Annotated in this window: 12 protein-coding genes and 1 pseudogene; 10 read left to right on the top strand and 3 right to left on the bottom strand. The window is 57.5% G+C overall.

What is annotated here, in order from left to right:
- Positions 1-10: 10 nt before the first annotated feature.
- From nodU to DCG74_RS36215, 10 genes and pseudogenes are all read left to right on the top strand, one after another.
- Positions 11-1,720 (top strand): nodulation protein NodU, encoded by a 1,710-nt coding sequence (gene nodU, locus DCG74_RS36260; RefSeq protein WP_172789340.1) that lies wholly within the window; start codon positions 11-13, stop codon positions 1,718-1,720.
- A gap of 1 nt (position 1,721) precedes the next feature.
- On the top strand, positions 1,722-2,642 hold the full coding sequence (gene nodI / locus DCG74_RS36255) for a nodulation factor ABC transporter ATP-binding protein NodI (protein ID WP_172789339.1): 921 nt from the start codon (positions 1,722-1,724) through the stop codon (positions 2,640-2,642).
- A gap of 3 nt (positions 2,643-2,645) precedes the next feature.
- Positions 2,646-3,434 carry an ABC transporter permease gene (locus DCG74_RS36250; protein ID WP_172789338.1) on the top strand — a complete coding sequence of 263 codons (789 nt, stop codon included), beginning with the start codon at positions 2,646-2,648 and terminating at the stop codon, positions 3,432-3,434.
- Between the two features lie 307 nt (positions 3,435-3,741).
- Positions 3,742-4,263, top strand: a pseudogene (locus DCG74_RS36245) (carbamoyltransferase N-terminal domain-containing protein); the annotation flags it as partial.
- Between the two features lie 172 nt (positions 4,264-4,435).
- Positions 4,436-5,548, top strand: a complete 1,113-nt coding sequence (locus DCG74_RS36240; RefSeq protein WP_274069625.1) for a nodulation protein NodZ — start codon at positions 4,436-4,438, stop codon at positions 5,546-5,548.
- A gap of 726 nt (positions 5,549-6,274) precedes the next feature.
- Positions 6,275-7,111 (top strand): SDR family NAD(P)-dependent oxidoreductase, encoded by an 837-nt coding sequence (locus DCG74_RS36235; RefSeq protein ID WP_172789337.1) that lies wholly within the window; start codon positions 6,275-6,277, stop codon positions 7,109-7,111.
- Positions 7,112-7,362: 251 nt separating this feature from the next.
- The gene (nifA, locus tag DCG74_RS36230; protein ID WP_373569539.1) at positions 7,363-9,108 is read left to right on the top strand and encodes a nif-specific transcriptional activator NifA; all 1,746 of its coding nucleotides are present in this window, start codon (positions 7,363-7,365) and stop codon (positions 9,106-9,108) included.
- A 499-nt stretch (positions 9,109-9,607) separates the two neighbouring features.
- On the top strand, positions 9,608-10,474 hold the full coding sequence (locus DCG74_RS36225; RefSeq protein ID WP_172789335.1) for an electron transfer flavoprotein subunit beta/FixA family protein: 867 nt from the start codon (positions 9,608-9,610) through the stop codon (positions 10,472-10,474).
- 701 nt (positions 10,475-11,175) lie between these two features.
- Complete coding sequence (locus DCG74_RS36220; RefSeq protein WP_257187494.1) at positions 11,176-12,339, top strand: GFA family protein; 1,164 nt, start codon at positions 11,176-11,178, stop codon at positions 12,337-12,339.
- Entirely contained in the window at positions 12,324-13,001 is a 678-nt protein-coding gene (locus DCG74_RS36215; protein WP_172789333.1) for a 2OG-Fe(II) oxygenase, read from the top strand. Before DCG74_RS36220 ends, DCG74_RS36215 begins: the two co-directional genes overlap by 16 nt.
- 1,136 nt (positions 13,002-14,137) lie before the next feature.
- Here DCG74_RS36215 and DCG74_RS36210 read toward each other — a convergent pair.
- The 3 genes from DCG74_RS36210 to trpD all read right to left on the bottom strand — a co-directional run bounded on the left by DCG74_RS36210 (position 14,138) and on the right by trpD (position 17,496).
- Positions 14,138-15,430, bottom strand: coding sequence for a peptide ligase PGM1-related protein (locus DCG74_RS36210; protein WP_246709070.1), 1,293 nt, complete (start codon positions 15,428-15,430; stop codon positions 14,138-14,140).
- 611 nt (positions 15,431-16,041) lie between these two features.
- Positions 16,042-16,224, bottom strand: coding sequence for a hypothetical protein (locus DCG74_RS36205; protein ID WP_172789331.1), 183 nt, complete (start codon positions 16,222-16,224; stop codon positions 16,042-16,044).
- Positions 16,225-16,482: 258 nt separating this feature from the next.
- Entirely contained in the window at positions 16,483-17,496 is a 1,014-nt protein-coding gene (gene trpD, locus DCG74_RS36200) for an anthranilate phosphoribosyltransferase (RefSeq protein WP_172789330.1), read from the bottom strand.
- Positions 17,497-18,357 lie beyond the last annotated feature (861 nt).

Genomic DNA, 18,357 nt, shown 5'->3' with positions numbered 1-18,357 from the left:
AGGAGTACGTATGCGCATCTGCGGAATAAAGTTGACACATGACGGAGCAATTGCTGTCGTCGAGGACGGTCGGCTTCTTTTTTGCGTGGAGCAAGAGAAGCGCGGCAATAGTCCACGCTATCAGTCCGTTGACAATCTCGATGCAGTCGTGCGCGCCTTGGCGGAGCATGGCCTGGAGCCGCGGGATATCGATCAGTTCGTCGTTGACGGATGGGACGGCGAGAATGAATCGCAGTTCCAGCTCCTAAGCGGAGCGGTGCAGGTTGCGCTAAAAGGCGCGCCATATGTCGAGCGTCATGCTGGGGGCCTCCTTGATCCCGTCGACGGCGTCGGCCTCCTGCTCGGCGGCAAGGAGTTTCCATATAAGAGCTACCCGCATGTCACGGGCCATGTCGCGTCAGCATATGGCACCAGTCCCTTTGCAGCCGCGGGAAAGGCTTCGTTCTGTCTGGTGTGGGATGGCTGCATCTTTCCACGTCTTTACTATGTCGAACCGCGCGGGGGTCGGTTCATTGGATCGCTGTTTCCTATGATCGGCCACGCCTATGCTGCCGCGGGCCTTCACTTCGGGCCGTACCGTAAGCCGAACCGCTCCAGTTGGGATCTGGGCATCGCCGGCAAGCTGATGGCTTACATCGCGCTTGGCTCCGTTGATGAAAGCATCGTGGAAGTGTTTCAGGGGCTTTATGAAACACGGTTGGCGGCCGACACGGAGCAGGCTCGCCGCTACCGTGAAGACATTAACAATGCGGAATCGTGTCTTGCAGCTATGCACGCGTTCTTCGAGGCAAGCGCGTTGCGCCTGGCTGCCAAGCGAGCGGAGGACGTCCTCGCCTCCTTCCATGTGTTTCTGGAACGTCTTCTTGTTAAGGAAATCGCGCTGCTTCTGCTAAGATATTCGTCGCTTCCGGGAGCGCGAAATCTATGTGTCGCCGGAGGTTGCGGTCTCAATATCAAATGGAACAGCGCGCTTCGCGCGACTGGATTGTTCGATGATGTCTGGGTGCCGCCGTTTCCGAATGACAGCGGCTCGGCAATCGGCGCGGCGTGCGGTGCTATGGCAGCGCAGAATGGCTTCGGGCCTTTGGAGTGGTCAGTTTACAGTGGTCCTGCCCTGCAGGAGAGCGAGGTTCCGCCGGACTGGGAGGCCGCTCCTTGCAGTTTGAGTGAACTTGCGGCGATTCTTGCCGACAACAAGCCCGTCATCTTTCTTTCCGGGTGTGCCGAGCTTGGGCCCCGGGCGTTGGGCGGTAGAAGCATTCTTGCAGCCCCAACTAGCCGGGCAATGAAGGATCATCTCAACGACATCAAACGTCGCGAGCACTTCCGACCGGTGGCGCCGATTTGTCTGGAGGATCGGGCACCGGAGATCTTCAGCCCGGGCACGCCAGATCCTTACATGCTGTTCGATCACCAGACCCGGGCGGATTGGCGCGACAAGGTCCCCGCGGTGGTCCATCTTGACGGCTCGGCGCGGCTGCAGACAATTTCCCGCAACTCTCCCCACAAAATTGCCGCGCTTCTCGTCGAATTTGAGCAACTCACGGGTATTCCGCTGCTCTGCAACACGAGCGCCAACCTCCACGGACGGGGATTCTTTCCGGACGCTGCGGCAGCTTGCCAATGGGGGCGTGTCGAGCACGTTTGGTGCGAGGGAAAGCTCTGGAGCAAAACCGTCGTCGAGAAGCCATCGTCCACGGAACGACTTCTGTCAGCCTAAGATGAACATATCCACTGTGGCGATCGACCTTGCCGGTGTAAAAAAGTCATTTGGCGACAAGCTTATCGTCAACGATCTGTCGTTCTCGGTCGCACGCGGAGAGTGCTTCGGACTGCTTGGGCCGAATGGAGCTGGCAAGAGTACGATTGCGCGCATGCTCCTCGGCATGATCTCGCCCGACGGCGGCAAGATTACAGTCCTCGATGAGCCTGTGCCTTCCCGCGCTCGTGCGGCGCGTGTACGCGTCGGGGTGGTGCCACAGTTCGACAACCTTGAGCTCGAGTTCACAGTGCGAGAGAACCTGCTTGTGTTTGGCCGCTATTTCGGCATGAGCGCTCGCAAGATCGCGGCGGTTGCACCGTCGCTGCTTGAGTTTGCGCGCCTTGAAAGCAAAGCGGACGTGCGTGTCTCCGAGTTGTCCGGTGGCATGAAGCGGCGGCTGACGCTGGCGCGTGCCCTGATTAATGATCCACATCTACTCGTTATGGACGAGCCGACCACTGGGCTGGATCCGCATGCACGCCACCTGATTTGGGAACGCCTGCGGGCCCTGCTTGCGCGTGGCAAGACCATCCTCTTGACCACTCACTTCATGGAAGAGGCCGAACGCCTGTGCGATCGGCTATGCGTGCTTGAGAGTGGATGCAAAATCGCCGAAGGCAAGCCAGATGCCTTGATCGACGAGCATATCGGCTGCGACGTGATTGAGATCTATGGTGGTGATCCCAATCACCTCCGAGAGCTGATCAGGCCTTATGCGCGGCATATCGAAGTCAGTGGAGAGACGGTTTTTTGTTACGCGCGCTATCCGGAGCAAGTTCGCGTGCACCTGCGCGGGCAAGCGAACCTTCGCGTACTGCAGCGCCCCCCGAATCTCGAAGACGTGTTTTTGCGGTTGACCGGGCGCGAGATGGAGAAATGAGCGATGAATGATGGTTATGCGTCGGTGATGCCGGCCAACGCGTACAACTGGATCGCGGTATGGCGACGAAACTTCCTGGCATGGAGGAAAGTCGCGCTTGCATCGCTTCTCGGCAATCTCGCAGATCCCATAACCAATCTGCTGGGCCTCGGCTTTGGCCTCGGACTCATCGTAGGACGGGTTGAGGGGACTTCGTACATTGCGTTTTTGGCGGCCGGTATGGTCGCAATCAGTGCGATGACATCCGCGACCTTTGAAACCCTATATGCGGCCTTTGCAAGAATGGGCGTCAAGCGCACCTGGGAGGGAATTCTGTACACACAGCTTACGCTCGGCGATATTGTTCTAGGTGAGTTGGTGTGGGCGGCCAGTAAGTCCGTTCTAGCGGGGACAGCAATCGGGATTGTCGCTGCAGCGCTGGGTTATGCATCCTGGACGTCCATTCTTTGTGCGATACCAACAGTCGCCCTTACGGGTCTTGTCTTCGCCAGCCTAGCAATGGTCGTCATATCTCTTGCGCCAACTTACGACTACTTCGTGTTTTACCAGTCGCTCGTCCTTACGCCCATGGTGTTTCTGTGTGGCGCGATCTTTCCGACAAGCCAACTGCCCGGCTCATTTCAGCACTTTGCGAGCTTGTTGCCGCTCGCACATTCGGTCGACCTTATTCGTCCGACGATGCTTGAGCGCGGCGCGGACAGTGCCGCCCTGCACGTAGGTGCACTCTGTGTTTATGCGGTCTTGCCCTTTTTCGCGTCGACAGCGCTATTTCGGCGGCGCCTGCTGCGTTGACGTAAGGGAGAAAGTCAATCGATGCAGGTGTCATTAGTCCTTCCGCGGTAGCTCGCGAGTGACCTGGTCTGTTACAGTGGCTTCTGCAACGTCCTTGAGGCCGCGATCGAGCCCAGCTCTATGGCCGCCTGTTCGCTCCATCTGCATCGGACGCCAGCACCCTAACTCTGAGCGCCTGTTGCTAGGCGCCAGACAGACCTTGCAAGTCGTGTTGTGCTGTCTGGCCCGCGCACCGGCGGAGCGTAACTGTCCAGGTTAGTTCGGTGGGACGGCAAGGGGCCTTCCCGTCATGACGATGGAGAACGGGATGTTGTGCCCGGCACTGAGTGGTGACCTTGACAGAATCCATGAAAGCTCTCCGGAGCTGCCGAATGCATTTGTTCACGATGGCGCTTCGGTTCTTGTGCAGGATGGCCGCGTAATTGCTGCTGTCGAAGAGGAGCGTCTCAACTGTGTCAAGAACTCCAACAAGTTTCCTTGCAACCCGATCCGATACTGCCTGTCTACCGCAGGAGTCGAGCTCGGGGAGATCGACCGCATCGCGTTCTACGCGACTGAAGCCTATTGCAAAACCATGCTCGAGCGTCCTGTTGTTTCTCAGCCCGTTACGTTGGACGCCAAACGGTTGCTGCGGCAGCTGCTGGCACGGGAGTGCGGGGCAGAGGTCGATCCGTTCCGACTTTCCTTCGCGAATCACCACGAAGCGCATGCCGTGAGCGCGTTCGCCGTGTCCGGGTTCGAGCAAAGTCTCGTCCTTGCGATCAACGGCGGCGGCGAGGTTCTCTCAGGCCTATTGGCGGTAGGATCTGACACCGGAACTGCGCAACTTGATAGCCGTAAGTCATGAGCATGGCCACGCTTCCTATGCCTGCATGCGAGGGGGCCAGTCCATGCGACGCACAGGGCGCATTGGGCATCGGACTTCGGGCAGGTCGATGCAAGACCGCTGAAGAAAGGACAGAAAATGTTGAGAGAACGCGGCCATCACGGTTAGGCATGCTATGAAGTTCTACCGACGCAGCTCGCCGGCACCGCGATTTCAGACCGTGACGCCGGGCGAGAAGAAACCCGAGATGTCTGTATCGATGTCTTTTGTCCAACCAGGAGCGCGCGAAAAGGCAATCGAGATGGTTAGTGGTGCGATGAATGATAGGTTCGTAGTGTCCCGGCGACGTACGGGTTTTGGTGACTGTCTGTGGTCGCTGGCGGCGGCTTGGCGTTTCGCAAAGCAGACAGGGCGGACGCTAGCCATCGATTGGCGGGGGTCTTGCTATCTTGATGAACCATTCACCAATGCCTTCCCGGTCTTCTTCGAACCGGTTGAAGACATTGCCGGCGTGCCGGTGATTTGCGGCGACGACATCAACAAGCGTTCATTTCCGGGACCATTCTTTCCGGCATGGTGGAACAAGCCGTCTATCGATTGCGTCTATCGGCCGGACGAGCAGATCTTCCGGGAACGCGACCAACTCGATCAACTGTTCCAAAGTCAGAGAGATAGTGACGCTAGCACAGTTGTATGTGATGCCTGCCTGATGTGGCGCTGCGATCAGGAGGCGGAGCGAGAGATCTTTCGGAGGATCAAGCCGCGAGCTGCAATTCAGGCTCGGATTGATGCCATCTACCGCGAGCACTTTGAGCCGTACAGCGTGATCGGCATTCATGTCCGGCATGGCAACGGTGAGGACATTATGGGGCATGCTCCCTACTGGGGGGACGCGGAGCGCGCCTTTCGACAGATCTGTAATGCCATTGACAAGGCGAGGGCGTTACCACATGCGAAGCCTGTGAGGGCGTTCCTGTGCACGGACAGCGCGCTCGTCCTTGAGCAGGTTTCGGCAATATTTCCCGATGTTTTTGCGATTCCAAAACAGTTCCAGGCGCCTCACGCCGGCCCGTTGCACAACGCCGCCTTCGGAGCAGAGGGTGGCTTTTCTGCCCTCACTGAGATGTATCTCCTTGCGCGCTGCGACACGGTGATCCGTTTCCCCCCAACGAGCGCCTTCACGCGCTATGCGCGTCTCTTTGCTCCGCGCGTTATAGAATTCGAGTTGAACGATCCGAGCAGGTTGATCTTGATCGAAGACAACTCGCAAGAGCTCGTCGCTTCATGAAAGTTGTAACCCGCTTGATCGACCTGATTGCCGCTCTTTGCATCCAAGAGTACTGCCAGTTCTTGTACGGCCGACAATCGTCTGCCCAACGTGATGCTGTTGGCAAGAACTTGCAGAGAAGAACACAACGAAGCGACGGCCAAGTGCCTTCGCTTGAGCCGTGACGTCGATAACAACCGCCCTAAAGTGCTGCGCAGCGTTAAGCCGACGTAACACGTCGTCGTCATCCTTCGGTCAGCCACAAATCGGAGCTGATCAGTGCTCGAGCGTGGATGAACATATGAGTTCGCCAGCTCGTGCCTGGAGCCAGCCGGTCCGGCGATATCCCAGTTCTGCTCAGAACGGGGTGCGACAAACAAAATCGACGATTGACGAATCTGACGTGCGAGGCTGGTACGTCAGTTTTGGAGTTAGCGCGCCAAAATGACCGTGGTCGCTCCCGAGCGGTCTTTTGCTTCGGCGAGGCGCCGACAAGCCTCAGGCTCATTCGGTTGCGCGATCAAGAAAGCGAGCGCGGCCCGTACCCCTGTGATGAAGCAGGCGAGTGTGCTAGAGAGCTTACGTAGCTGATGTGCCATCGTTGTCACAAAGCACACCCACGACTGTCCGAAATCCGCCAAATGTTCGGCCTGCGCGACGTTAGGACGCAAAACGGAAGTCATTTACCTGCACCGCAGTGGCGCAAATCCTGCTACGCGTGCGCCGCGCAACAGTAAGGAGGCGGCCTTGGGTCTCGATCTGCCGAATGACGATCTGATTGGAGAGCCGCGGGCCGAAACACATTTTGATTGCCTCGTTCACGCCGATACAGCGCGTGATGATCGTAGAGAACGGAAGACGATGTTGCTCACCGGGGCATCACGCGGAATTGGTCATGCCACTGCCAAGCTCTTCTCGGAGGCGGGCTGGCGTGTCATTTCTTGCGCACGCCAACCTTTCGACAGCGAGCGATGCCCCTGGGAGCCAGGGAATGACGATCATTTCCAGATCGACCTCAGCAATCATCGAATGCTGCCGCGTGCGATCACCGAGGTCAAGAAGCGCTTGGCTGGTGCGCCCTTGCACGCGCTGGTGAATAATGCCGGTGTGTCGCCGAAAACGCCCACTGGGAATCGGATGACGTCATTGACCACGTCAACCGAGACCTGGATGGGGGTATTTCATCTTAATCTGGTGGCGCCGATCCTGCTGGCGCAGGGTTTGTTTGACGAGCTAAGAGCCGCGTCAGGATCAATCGTAAATGTGACTTCAATCGCAGGCTCACGGGTGCATCCGTTCGCCGGTAGCGCGTATGCGACCTCGAAGGCGGCGCTTGCGAGCCTCACACGCGAACTGGCCTATGATTATGCGCCGCATGGCATTCGTGTGAATGCGATCGCGCCGGGCGAAATCAAGACTGACATGCTGTCACCAGACACGGAGGCCCGTCTCGTGCCTAGTATCCCGCTGCGCCGGGTGGGGACCCCGGATGAAGTGGCAAAGGTCATCTTCTTCCTATGCTCAGATGCGGCGAGTTACGTCACGGGAGCCGAGGTGCCGATCAATGGTGGGCAGCATTTGTAAAGTCGGCGCTCTGGCGATCCAGCTGACTTGCCCTGCAGCGGCGCGTATGTTCTCCGCTGACGACGCGCACACGATCCGCAAAAAGTGAAACGAGGGCACATTGCAAGTGCGGTGTCGTGCCATAATCAGGTGTCACGGTTCTATGTCATCTCGTCAACACTTGAGGCTAGATCGAGAGTGACATGCAGAACGAAGCTCACCAACCCCAACATGGCTCAAGGGAGGATAATCAAGACAACGGAGGCAGGCTCATGCTGCATATCCCACCCTCGGAACGACCTGCCTCGCAACCGGAGCCGCAGTGTAATCCCTCGGGGCAGCCGTCGCATGAGAGTGCGCTGGCCGGCATCTGCGAAATATCGAAAATAGTCAGCGCTCCTGGCCGGCTCGAAGTCACGTTGGCCAAGGTCCTTGGCCTCCTGCAATCGTTTGTGCAGATGCGACACGGCATCGTCTCACTACTGGACGATAACGGCATCCCGGAAATTACAGTCGGCTCCGGTTGGAGCGAAGGCAGCGACGAACGTTACCGCACGTGCCTGCCGCAGAGTGCAATCGCCCAGATCGTGGCGACAGACAGGCCTCTTGTTGTCGAGAGCGTAGCCGACGAGCCGGCCTTCAGCGCTGCGGACCGGGAGCTTCTCGGCGTCTCCGACAGCATGCCCGTATCGTTCATTGGAATTCCTATTCGTATTGATCCGAGGGTGGTCGGTACGCTGACGGTAGACCGTATCAAGGACGATGGTTCCAGTCTTCGGCTCGAGCACGATGCGCGGCTGCTCGTTATGGTCGCCAACTTGGTGGGGCAAACAGTAAAGCTACATCGCTTGTTGGCCTGCGATCGCGAACGATTGTTAGTGGACAAAGACCAGCCACAGAAGATCGTTGAGCTTGGGGTGGCCGCTCGCGAGCGCAAGAAGCTTCCCGCCCACGGGATCATCGGCGACAGCGCCGCGCTGAGCGGGCTGCTCGAGAAGATTGCGGTTGTAGCCAAATCGAGCAGCACGGTTCTGCTGCGTGGCGAATCCGGCACCGGCAAGGAGCTCGTAGCCAAGGCCATTCACGAGTCCTCGTCCCGTGCTAAACGACCGTTCGTTAAACTGAATTGCGCGGCGCTCCCTGAGACGGTCCTGGAATCGGAATTGTTTGGCCATGAGAAAGGTGCCTTTACCGGTGCGGTAAGCTCGCGCAAGGGGCGCTTCGAGCTTGCTGACAAAGGGACGCTATTTCTGGATGAGATCGGAGAGATCTCAGCTCCGTTCCAAGCGAAGTTGCTGCGAGTTCTGCAAGAGCAGGAGTTTGAGCGCGTCGGCAGCAATCACACGCTTAAAGTCGATGTTCGAGTCATAGCTGCGACAAACAAGAACCTTGAAGAGGCCGTCGCAAGGAGCGAGTTCCGCGCGGACCTCTACTATCGTATTAGCGTAGTTCCCTTGTTATTGCCGCCGCTGCGCGAAAGGCGCAGTGATATTCCGCTGCTAGCCCGAGAGTTCCTCAGAAAGTTCAATAGCGAGAACGGCCGTACGCTCACCCTGGAGGCCAGTGCGATCGAGGTACTGATGAACTGCGGGTTTCCAGGAAATATTCGCGAACTCGAAAACTGCATCGAGCGAACAGCGACGCTGTGTACCGGGCCGTCGATTGTGAGAAGTGACTTTGCATGCTGCCAAGGCCAGTGCCTTTCCATGATGCTCTGGAAAACCACATCGAACGACAAGACCGACCTGGCGGTAACCATGCAACCTGCGCCTGCAAAGTCCATCACTCCGCTAGCTCAAACGGCGTTGCCGCCGCCGCCTGTCTACGAACCGGCCCCACTGCGACCTGCCGGCACAGCTCTCGTTGGTGGTGCGAGCATGACCGATCGGGAGCGGGTCATTGCGGCCATGGAGAAATCTGGCTGGGTGCAGGCCAAGGCAGCGCGCCTACTTGGATTAACCCCGCGCCAAATTGGCTATGCGCTCCGGAAATACGGAATTGAGATAAAGCGGTTCTGAACGACCACATCCGCCGGAGCCGCTAGGGCCAAACAGATACGTGAAGAATGATAAGAAGCAATCTACGCAACCGCAAGGGAAACGGCCGGCCTGAGGCAACGACGTGGCGCGCAACTTCGATTTGAGCGCCATGAGTTAAAAGAGCCTCACCTGCTGGCCATACAATCGCGATCCGTCCGTGGCTCGAACAGGTAACAACCTATCATCCCTATTCTGCGGACGAGTGAGTGACGATGCTTAACCGTCGATCAGCCCGATGCCGGCAGTGTTTGCGCGGCATTCATCGTGCGAGCATTCCTTGGTCTCTCGGCTGGCGTGCCGAGCGGAACGGCGTTGTCGGTGCCCTGACCTGTGTCGGCATTCGTTCGTCACGAAAGCGGGCTGGAGCGCGTTATCGCCCCGTTTAAGCCTTTGTGACAGCGAGCCGATTCCAGAACGGCGGCGGTGGTACAACACTTGCTGTTCTCTTCGTAGCTATCGCAACTTTAGGAGCATCATCGTGCACAATGTCGTCTGCATCAAACAGGTTCCGGACTCGGCGCAAATTCGTGTTCATCCCGTGACCAATACAATCATGCGTCAGGGAGTGCCGACCATCATCAACCCATATGACCTCTTCGCGCTCGAGGCCGCGCTTGAACTGCGTGATCGGTTCGGCGGCGAAATTACCGTGCTTACCATGGGACCGCCATCGGCAGAAGAGTCCTTGCGAAAGGCGTTGGCTTACGGTGCCGATCGCGCCGTCCTGCTCACGGATCGCTGCTTTGCTGGCTCCGACACGCTGGCCACAACGTATGCACTTGCAACCGCCATCCGGAAAATCGGTAAGGACTATGGCTCGACAAATCTCATTTTCACGGGAAAGCAGACCATCGATGGCGATACTGCGCAGGTTGGGCCCGGCGTCGCAAAGCGAATGGGCGTAGTGCAGCTAACTTACGTTGCGAAGATCAGATCCTTGGACCTCGCCGCTCAAACGATTGAAGTGGAACGACGCTGCGAAGGTGGTGTGCAGGTGTTGCAAGCTAAATTACCATGCCTCATCACCATGCTTGAGGCGACGAATCAAATCCGGCGCGGCGCGATGGCGGATGCCCTGCGTGCCGCGCGTGCCCAAATCGTGAAATGGAGCGCGCAAGAAGCCGGTGTCGAAGACACCTCCAACTGCGGGCTCAAGGGCTCGCCGACGGTCGTTAAGCGTGTGTTCGCTCCCTCTGCACGGGCCGAGAGGGCGGCGCTGGTTGAGGCCGCCGAGCAACCGGCGCAGGCGTTGATAGACGCAATGTTCTCACTTCAACCGAAGCTCGAAACCGATCTTGCGGCACTTGCTCGTGACGCTCGATCGGGAGAGGCTAGGCCATCATAGTAGATACGCTCCAGGAATGTATCATCGCCGCACTCGTGGGGGTCTGCCTATCTTACCCGTCGAACGCACCAAGAATTTAGAGGTGGTAAGAACAGGCGAGGGTCGCTTTGAGAGGCTTTGTGCCGCCCGGAGCGGTGTGACATCAGGGACCAAAGACCTTAAGAGCATCATACGTACAAACTGGAGTCTACAATGCTGTCCCAGGCTGACGGTGGTTCGGCGAAATGGCGCGAGCGGCAACCGCGAGGGCTTGATCCGTTCGCTCAAGATCGTGAAAGCTGCACGCGTGCCGAGCGGCAAGGCACGCCACTCGCGCACGCGACATTAGCTTCAAAATGGCCTGGGGGCGCAATATCCGTTTGAGTCTCCGCGCGAATGCTAGTCGTGGCGGGCATTGCGGCGCCGGACTGCTGGTGGACAGGAATCCGACCGGATTCCCGGCGCTCCGCATTCCTTCGATGCTCATGAGCTGCACTGAGCATGCCGCTGTCTGCGTTCGCGGAGCAAACGACAAATAGTCGCCTAGAAGGCGAACGCGATCATTGGCCCTTCAAAGCCAATGAACCTGGGACGGTTAAAAGTTGGCCGGGGCACGAAGTTGCTTCGTCAAGGACCGTCCGCTTCTCATCTGCAGGGGTCAAATGACATCTCAAACGTCTCGATTTGCCGCGGATCAGCCTCCGAAGCTTTGCTACGAGTACTTGACCGAGCAAGCGCGAGCCTTGTTCGGCACGCATCCGTTCGCCTCGCAGTTGTCCGAAGATCAGGCCGCCAGACTGCTGCCCGAATACCTGGCGATGTCACAGGCGTTCCCGTATCTGCAGGCGGGCTCACAAAGGGACCTCATATTCGATGCAATGTATCACAATCGGGATATTGCGAGAGACCTTGAGGTGACCAGCGTGGTCGCGAACTTTATCTCGTGGGATGAGACCGGTGGCCATGGCCGAATTCTGCAGGGAGGCAACGCCGCGCTACCGGATATTCTGTTGACAGAAAACTTTCACTCCAACCTGTTGAAGAAGGATGCCTCCCGACTACTCGGCCGAGCAATACTGCCCAACTATAGCTCTAGGACGAAGCAGTATCTGCATTCTCTCTACGCCGGATTGTCATCGAAAGACGCCCTCGTTCGTTGCGCTTACATGGTAGCTTTTGAGCTACATGCTGCGGACATGATCCAGTCGCTGTGGACCGCCCTGGTCAAAACGTTTAAGGCGAAGTCGGAAGATCTGGAATATTTTCGCAGCCATGTGGGCGGAGAAGATCCCGCTGAGAAGTACCACGGAGAAATGACAGGTCGGCTGATTGGCGAACTTGTGCAGCCTGACCGTAGTGATCGGTTTTTGAATGAATTCCTCCGGGCCTATGGGCTCAGCGTCCAATGGTGCCGCGATCTCACTTCAACTGCGGCACGCGCGGTGGATGATCACTCAGAGATCGAACATCATGGCAGTTGCCATTGTGGCTCTGTCAAGTTCTACGTCAGCGCGCCGCGAGAGCTCTCTGGAGCTCGTTGCAATTGCTCGATTTGTCAAATGTCTGGGTTTCTTCACTTGCTAGTAACTGGCGATAAGTTACGCATCGAGCGCGGTGAAGAAGTCCTCACGACATATCAGTTCAACAAGAACATTGCCGGGCACACGTTTTGCCGGGTTTGTGGGGTAAAGCCATTCTATAGGCCGAGGTCGAACCCCTCCGGGTTCAGCGTAAATATTCGATGCCTGGATAGAAGGACGGTCGCACTCGCAAGAATAACCGAGTTCGATGGCGAGCATTGGGAGAAAGCACTCGTCTCAATGCACAAGGACCCGGAGTCCTGCTTCGAAGATCAAAGGAGTGAGCTCGAATGGCGCGCACAATGAGTGATAAATCCCGCCAGCTTTCACAGGAAATGCTGACAAAGTACCGCATAGAGCTGCTAGTAAAGGGGACGGCCGTTATCGCCCCCCAGATACTGTTCACTCAAGCCGACTTGACCAAGATCGATGAGCTGCAGGCTGAGATTCCCGAAGAAGAAGTCCGGGAGGGAGATGCCGGCGACTTGCACAGCGTCTTTGTCAAGCGCATAAGGGTAGATCCACCAGGTCGCAAGCCTAGCAACGTGGATGGTGCAGCTTCAGGGCAGATTATGGAGCTACTTGAAAGTAAAGACCGCAGCTTCGCGCTAAGACAGATCTTCGGAGCATCCTCAGATTACGTGGTTCGCCGGTGCCAAATGCATCGTATGCCGCCTGGGTCCTTTGTGGGCATCCATTTGGATGCGAAGAGTGATCCGGATTTTGAGTACGCGGTGATTGTGCAGCTAGCGCGAGACTTCGAGGGGGGTGAGTTCGTGGTATATCCTACCGGGTACGAACAGCACGTATTCCGACCACCATTTGGTGCAGTGCTTGTCACAACATGTAAGGTACGGCATGAAGTAAAGCCGGTGTCGAGCGGGGAACGCCGATCTCTCGTCTACTTCTGTTCAAAAAGGGGCGGCGCCAACCGCCGGATCGTCGAAAGTTCTACCGTTCGGCTATGAGGTGGCGCGCCTGGTATGATTCGCTGAGAACCGAGTGGCGGGTGAGCTCTCCGGGAAATTTAGACGCTTTCACATCTTGTGGTCAGTGTTTCTCGTAAGGTGCGACAGTTCTGGTAGGAAGCCATGGTTAACATTGGTCCATGTACAGGCCACCACGTGCCATCCGAGCGAAAGTTGCATCTTTGTCGCTGGGTGAAACCAGGGAGGCGCGTCGGCGCTGCGTGATGCTGTATTCCGGGTAGCGTGGGGTTTCGCAGACTGTAGTGGCGAGCCTCTCGGTTCCCAAGATGGGCCGCTTGTTAAGGTGGTAAGGTCGGGCACGCATCAGGCTAGGTCCAAGGAGCGTCGTGCTAAGGATCATGTGGACGCTCTTCTGAGATTGGGATGATGGCTCGACTACAACGAGAAGCTGGGCATAGCCGAGCTTCTTTACGAAACGAGTTAGAATGGCCGGCGAGCGTGGCGTCCTTGCCGGACTCGATCGTCTGCGCGCCCCGCGCGCTACGGGCGGAGTCAGCATCGTTCGCAAAGCCAGCCCAATTCGGTCCGCCGCTGAAGCTGAGGTCTTGAGAGTGTACAGGTCGACTATCATCAAGGAGAACGAGCGGGAGAGCTCAGCTGCCTACAAGTATGCTCTTGCTGTTGGTAGCTTGGATGAGCATCTGCGTAACAACTCTAGCCAGGGATCGCTGCTCAACGTTCCGATCGGTCGCTCGACGAAGATCTTTTCACTATAAGCTCAGCCCTCGTCCTCGCCCGAAGATTGGTGCCGCACTCGTGCAGTTGCGCAAGTCGCCGGTTGCAAACGCAGCCGCTTGGGCATGACTCAAATCTCCGCCGAGAGAATGTCGGGTTGATGGACGCAATGCTCGCTTAGCGATGCCGTTGCGCAGGACTCGCCTGTTGCAGCGATCGATCAGCTGGGTAAGAATATTCCTCGCGCAAGGTCACGATCATGATCCGACGTTTAGCATTAGGGATAAACCTAGCTTATCGGCCTGTCCGGCGCTGCAGTTACTGCAGTCAGCCGCAGCGCCGAACCTATTTGCTCAAACTGTGCCCTCTTTTATGTTTGGGGCTGGGGAGAACGCTGCTTTTGCGCGGGGCGGTGAATTGAGCGTGTGAAGATGTGTTCGCTAGGACCTCAACAGTCGGTATTGCTGATCGTGGGCCGCGGCCCTGTCGGCCGCAATCACAACGCACTCCACGGTCCCAGCCTTTTCGTCGGCGGCAAGTGGGATCACGCCTGTCTTACGTGTGCGGTCGAATAGCAATCCCTCTTTGAAGAAGCGATCATGCGCCGCACGAAAAGATGGTGATCGTACATTTCTTACAGATAAAATAACGTTGCGACTGGAATAGTCGGGGCCTAGTAGCCGAATCGCAATGTTGTGTAACACCGAGCCGCCACCCCAGCGGCCGTTTGCTTCATTGAACAGCAACCGTCCGTCTTTGGCGAAAATCGCGTCGATGTTGATCATTCCGCGATAGCCAAGGTCTCTCGCTAGCGCCACAAATCGGTAGGCATGCTCCTGGGCAGTCAACCACTGCTCGTTCTCTAGATCGCTGGGAAGCTCAAGCCCTGTCCAGATGAGAGCCCTTTCGGCCCGATCTGTGCTTTTATGCAGGCGTATGTTTCCACTATTGATGAAAGCGATTGATGCATCATCCTGGATTGCATACTCGAGATAAAACAAAGACCGGGCCAAGTGGTATGATTCGACGACCAGCGTCTTACACGATGCTGTTGTGATCTCGGAGTAAAGCGCGTCAGGATCAAGCGAACGCCAGGAAATCCACCGAGTATCTCTGGCGCCAGGTAGGGGATCGCTTTTGCTGCTCGTTAAGATGACATTTCCGACCCCTCCAGCTCCATTATCCAACTTCACGATGACCCTGCCGGTCTCGGATTTGAGGGAAGTGACTGCTTTTAACAGTCCATTTGGATCTGTCGCGACACATCCGTGAGGCAGCGGAAGTGCTACGCTTGTTGCCAACTGACGGAAGTGACTCTTGCGATTCAGTAAATCAGGCCCGCGCTGCAGGGCGAAGTCGTCGCCAATGTTCGGTATGCTTAGTTTGGCCGCCAGGTGTGCGACGCCTTCAGTAAAGTAGCAGGGGTACAATCGCCAGGTGGATTGTTGACGAATATGTCTTTTAATTCGTGCGACAACAGTCTCGGACAGCAACGCGTAATCATCCAGGATGGTCGGTTGGCGGCTCGTTGGTACAAGCAGGCGAAGACTCGATGCATCGAAATCCAGCGTCGCGCCAATGAAGGATAGCAGATCTGCCGGGATCACTACCGGGGAGACGATCAGGTCGCCCTCCTGAGCAAACCACGCTGAACGGAATGCCGAGCTGGCGGCCAGCGAAAGTTGAGCCTTTGTTAGATGGGCGCCCGACATCTGAGGCGTACCGGCATTCATAATTAGAATCCGCGGCATTCGCGAACCTCCGGGCATCTGGACTTGATCAGGATGAATGGCCATGGCAACCACGGTCGAAGGGCTTTGCGGTGGTCCCGATTGCGGCGATGGTCATCGGAGATAGGGAGCATGACCAGCGATCGGTCCGCCGATCTGACCGGCTGAGGCACCCGACGTCCTTCACACCCATGTAGGTAACACCCCACGAGCCTACGATTTAACGTTACGTCAGGTTCAAGCCCCTTTTTGCGGGCGGCTCATGCCCGAAGAGGGCCCCGGAAGAGCTGGTGTTGCAAGCATCAGCGGTGCCCTGAGGGGCAAGCCTTTGGCTGAGGCCTTTGAGGAGCGATCCCGCGAATGCGCCGGAGGCGTGTCCAACGAATGACCCCAGTCGCCGAGTTTCGACAAAATCTAGAATTGGGTCAGGGTGCGTATGCGGGCCATCACCATCGATGGCCAGTCCGACAAGGCGAGATGAAGTGGCCCGGAGAAATCGCCATCCGAGCCACCGCTGAACGAGCGAGCAGCTCGAATCCAGGCTTGGCCGCAAGCATTTTGAAGCGTGGCGTAGAGCGCAACGCCGGCCTGCTAGTGTCTCTCCGCATCCGGACCTAATTTTCTCTCAGGAGAACACGCCGCTTTGCTTCCAAAAGATGCCCATCCAGCGTCTCGTGCAGCGCACGCCGCAGCTCGGGCGGGATCGAGCTATCTGTATCGATCAATTCTCGAAACTTCCGAATGATGTGTTCTATCGTTGCAATGGTTCCAAGTGTTTCAATCCTCTGCCACGGCATTTTCGATTGTCTCCTTTGGCGCGTTGCGCACGCTTCGTCGAGGGTCCTCACCTCACAGCCGGGCCTCGAACAGCCTCTGGTGCACCAAACGTCGGCTGTCGGGCTGAGTGTTCAGCGCGAGCTCTTTTGACCAGAACTTGCGCAAGCGGCGCTCCCTGAGAAATCGGCAGAAGTAACGCGCATTCCCGGCTGCAACAGTTTTCCAGCGCGTAAGCTGCACTATTGATCGCAAGGATGCGGCACCAACGAGCTCGGCTGTCAGGCGTTCGAAACCGTGATCAACCGATTCAGTCGAGCGGCTGCAGCGCCCCGATCAAGTGATTCTTGTCCGAGCGCCACGCCTTCCTCTAGGTTCGAGGCCCGCCCGGCCACCACCAGTGCGGCCGCCGCATTCAGAAGGGCGGCATCACGAAAACGACCTGGCACGCCATCGAGCACTTTTTGTATCGCAAACGCATGAGCCTCGACATCACTGCACTCCAGCGCATCGGCGCGGTAGCGGGGGAGCCCGGCTTCTTCCGGCGTGACTTCGAACGTGCGGACTGTACCCGCCTCAACCGCAGCAACAGAGCTTGTGTCGGTGAGGGATAATTCATCGAGCCCGTCCGAGCCATGAACCACCCATACCGCATCGGCGCCAAGGTTCTTCAAGACTTGCGCCAGAGGCTGCACCCATTCGGGAGTGGACACTCCAAGGATATGCCGCTTGACCCCGGCTGGATTCGACAGAGCCTCAATTAGATTGAACATCGTGTGGGTTCCAAGTACGCCCCGGATCTGCCTGATGCGCTGCATCGGCGGGAAGTCGGGTGACGCAAACACGAAGCCAATGTCGGCTTCGTGCACACAACGTGCAATTGACTCTGGCTTGAGATCTACCTTTACGCCGAGGTGCGCCAACACGGCTGCCGTGCTGGAGCGCAAAGATGCAGCGCGGTTAACATTCTTGGCGACGGGAACGCCGACGCCGGCGACGATGAACGAAACGCACGTCGATACGTTCAGCGAACACATAACGGTATCGCTCGTACCAGCGATATCGATGGGATCACATCGCGTCTCGACCTTTGGCACTATATTTCGCATTGCGGATGCGGCGCCGGTGATTTCCTCGACCGTCTCGCCGCGGACCTTCATCCCAATCAACAAGCCCCCGATTTGCGAGGGAGTTGCGTCGCCGGACATCATGCTGTCGAAGGCTGACGCGGCCTCCTCGCGGGTCAGAGTGGCGCCGGTGGCAACTTTACCGATGATCGATTTAAGCGGTTCCATCGAACTTTACACGTTCCTTCCAAACTAGGGTCCGTCCGTTCAGCCAGCCCTCTTCACAACGCGTGCGCTGCTGCGGCTGCCGGTCTATCCGCACTCGCTCTGCCGCACGATTCCTTGAGGCGGGACGTCGGATGAACGTGGGGTCTGTGGCCACGCTACAACCTGACGCTACGTGAGGGTCAAGCTCTCTCCACTTCGATGCGGCTCTCGAGAGGACATCGGCGGCTAGTCAGACCACTGAGTTGCTTGATGCGAGGATAATAGCTCTGTCTCGCGCCCGCTTCCTGTCGATGTTCCGGCCGGATCACAAGGCGCCGATTTCCGATGCCGCCGTGGCGGAACCGCAGAGCGGCTTCCGCACGTGCTATGAATATATTGATGCCAATTGCAGACTGGCTTAGCTAGCTCTACGAAATGACTCCACACCACTATAATGAACCTGCGCATGACTGCCTTTAGGAAGCGATCGACGCGTCCGTTGACCGGCGCCGAATCAAGTGGTGAGCCGTTCGGCGAACCCACGTGTACGTGTTGTACGTCAAGCTGGGACGACTTCTGGAGAGGAGTCGGAGGGACAGGTCGCAGCATCTTCACTTCGACCCGCCGCTCTTATTGCCGATATCCCGCCCGGAGTCACGTAGCGACATTGCTGACTGAGACGGTCTTGCTTGGACCTGAGGCAGGCAGTAATAGCGGTACGATCTGGTATGTGACTGCTACAAAGTCGGAATACGTCTCCCATGCAGGCCTCTTTCTCGTCTGCGGTCGGTGTTCGATCACTCGCCTTGACCGGCGCAAGCATTACAGTTGCCATTGCTAGGCCTAGAGCGATATCGCGGTAGTAGAGTCTGAGGTGCGGAG

The organism is Bradyrhizobium sp. WBAH42, from assembly GCF_024585265.1.
GTDB lineage: Bacteria > Pseudomonadota > Alphaproteobacteria > Rhizobiales > Xanthobacteraceae > Bradyrhizobium.
Note: the sequence above shows the minus strand (reverse complement) of the source record. Positions and strands in the feature narration are given on the sequence as shown.

What these genes read in the sequence shown, in the direction of transcription:
- nodU (WP_172789340.1), top strand. Translation starts at nt 11, where the DNA reads ATGCGCATCTGCGGAATAAAGTTGACACATGACGGAGCAATTGCTGTC.
- DCG74_RS36240 (WP_274069625.1), top strand. Translation starts at nt 4,436, where the DNA reads ATGAAGTTCTACCGACGCAGCTCGCCGGCACCGCGATTTCAGACCGTG.
- DCG74_RS36250 (WP_172789338.1), top strand. Translation starts at nt 2,646, where the DNA reads ATGAATGATGGTTATGCGTCGGTGATGCCGGCCAACGCGTACAACTGG.
- DCG74_RS36215 (WP_172789333.1), top strand. Translation starts at nt 12,324, where the DNA reads ATGGCGCGCACAATGAGTGATAAATCCCGCCAGCTTTCACAGGAAATG.
- DCG74_RS36210 (WP_246709070.1), bottom strand. Translation starts at nt 15,430, where the DNA reads ATGAATGCCGGTACGCCTCAGATGTCGGGCGCCCATCTAACAAAGGCT.
- nifA (WP_373569539.1), top strand. Translation starts at nt 7,363, where the DNA reads ATGCTGCATATCCCACCCTCGGAACGACCTGCCTCGCAACCGGAGCCG.
- DCG74_RS36205 (WP_172789331.1), bottom strand. Translation starts at nt 16,224, where the DNA reads ATGCCGTGGCAGAGGATTGAAACACTTGGAACCATTGCAACGATAGAA.
- trpD (WP_172789330.1), bottom strand. Translation starts at nt 17,496, where the DNA reads ATGGAACCGCTTAAATCGATCATCGGTAAAGTTGCCACCGGCGCCACT.
- nodI (WP_172789339.1), top strand. Translation starts at nt 1,722, where the DNA reads ATGAACATATCCACTGTGGCGATCGACCTTGCCGGTGTAAAAAAGTCA.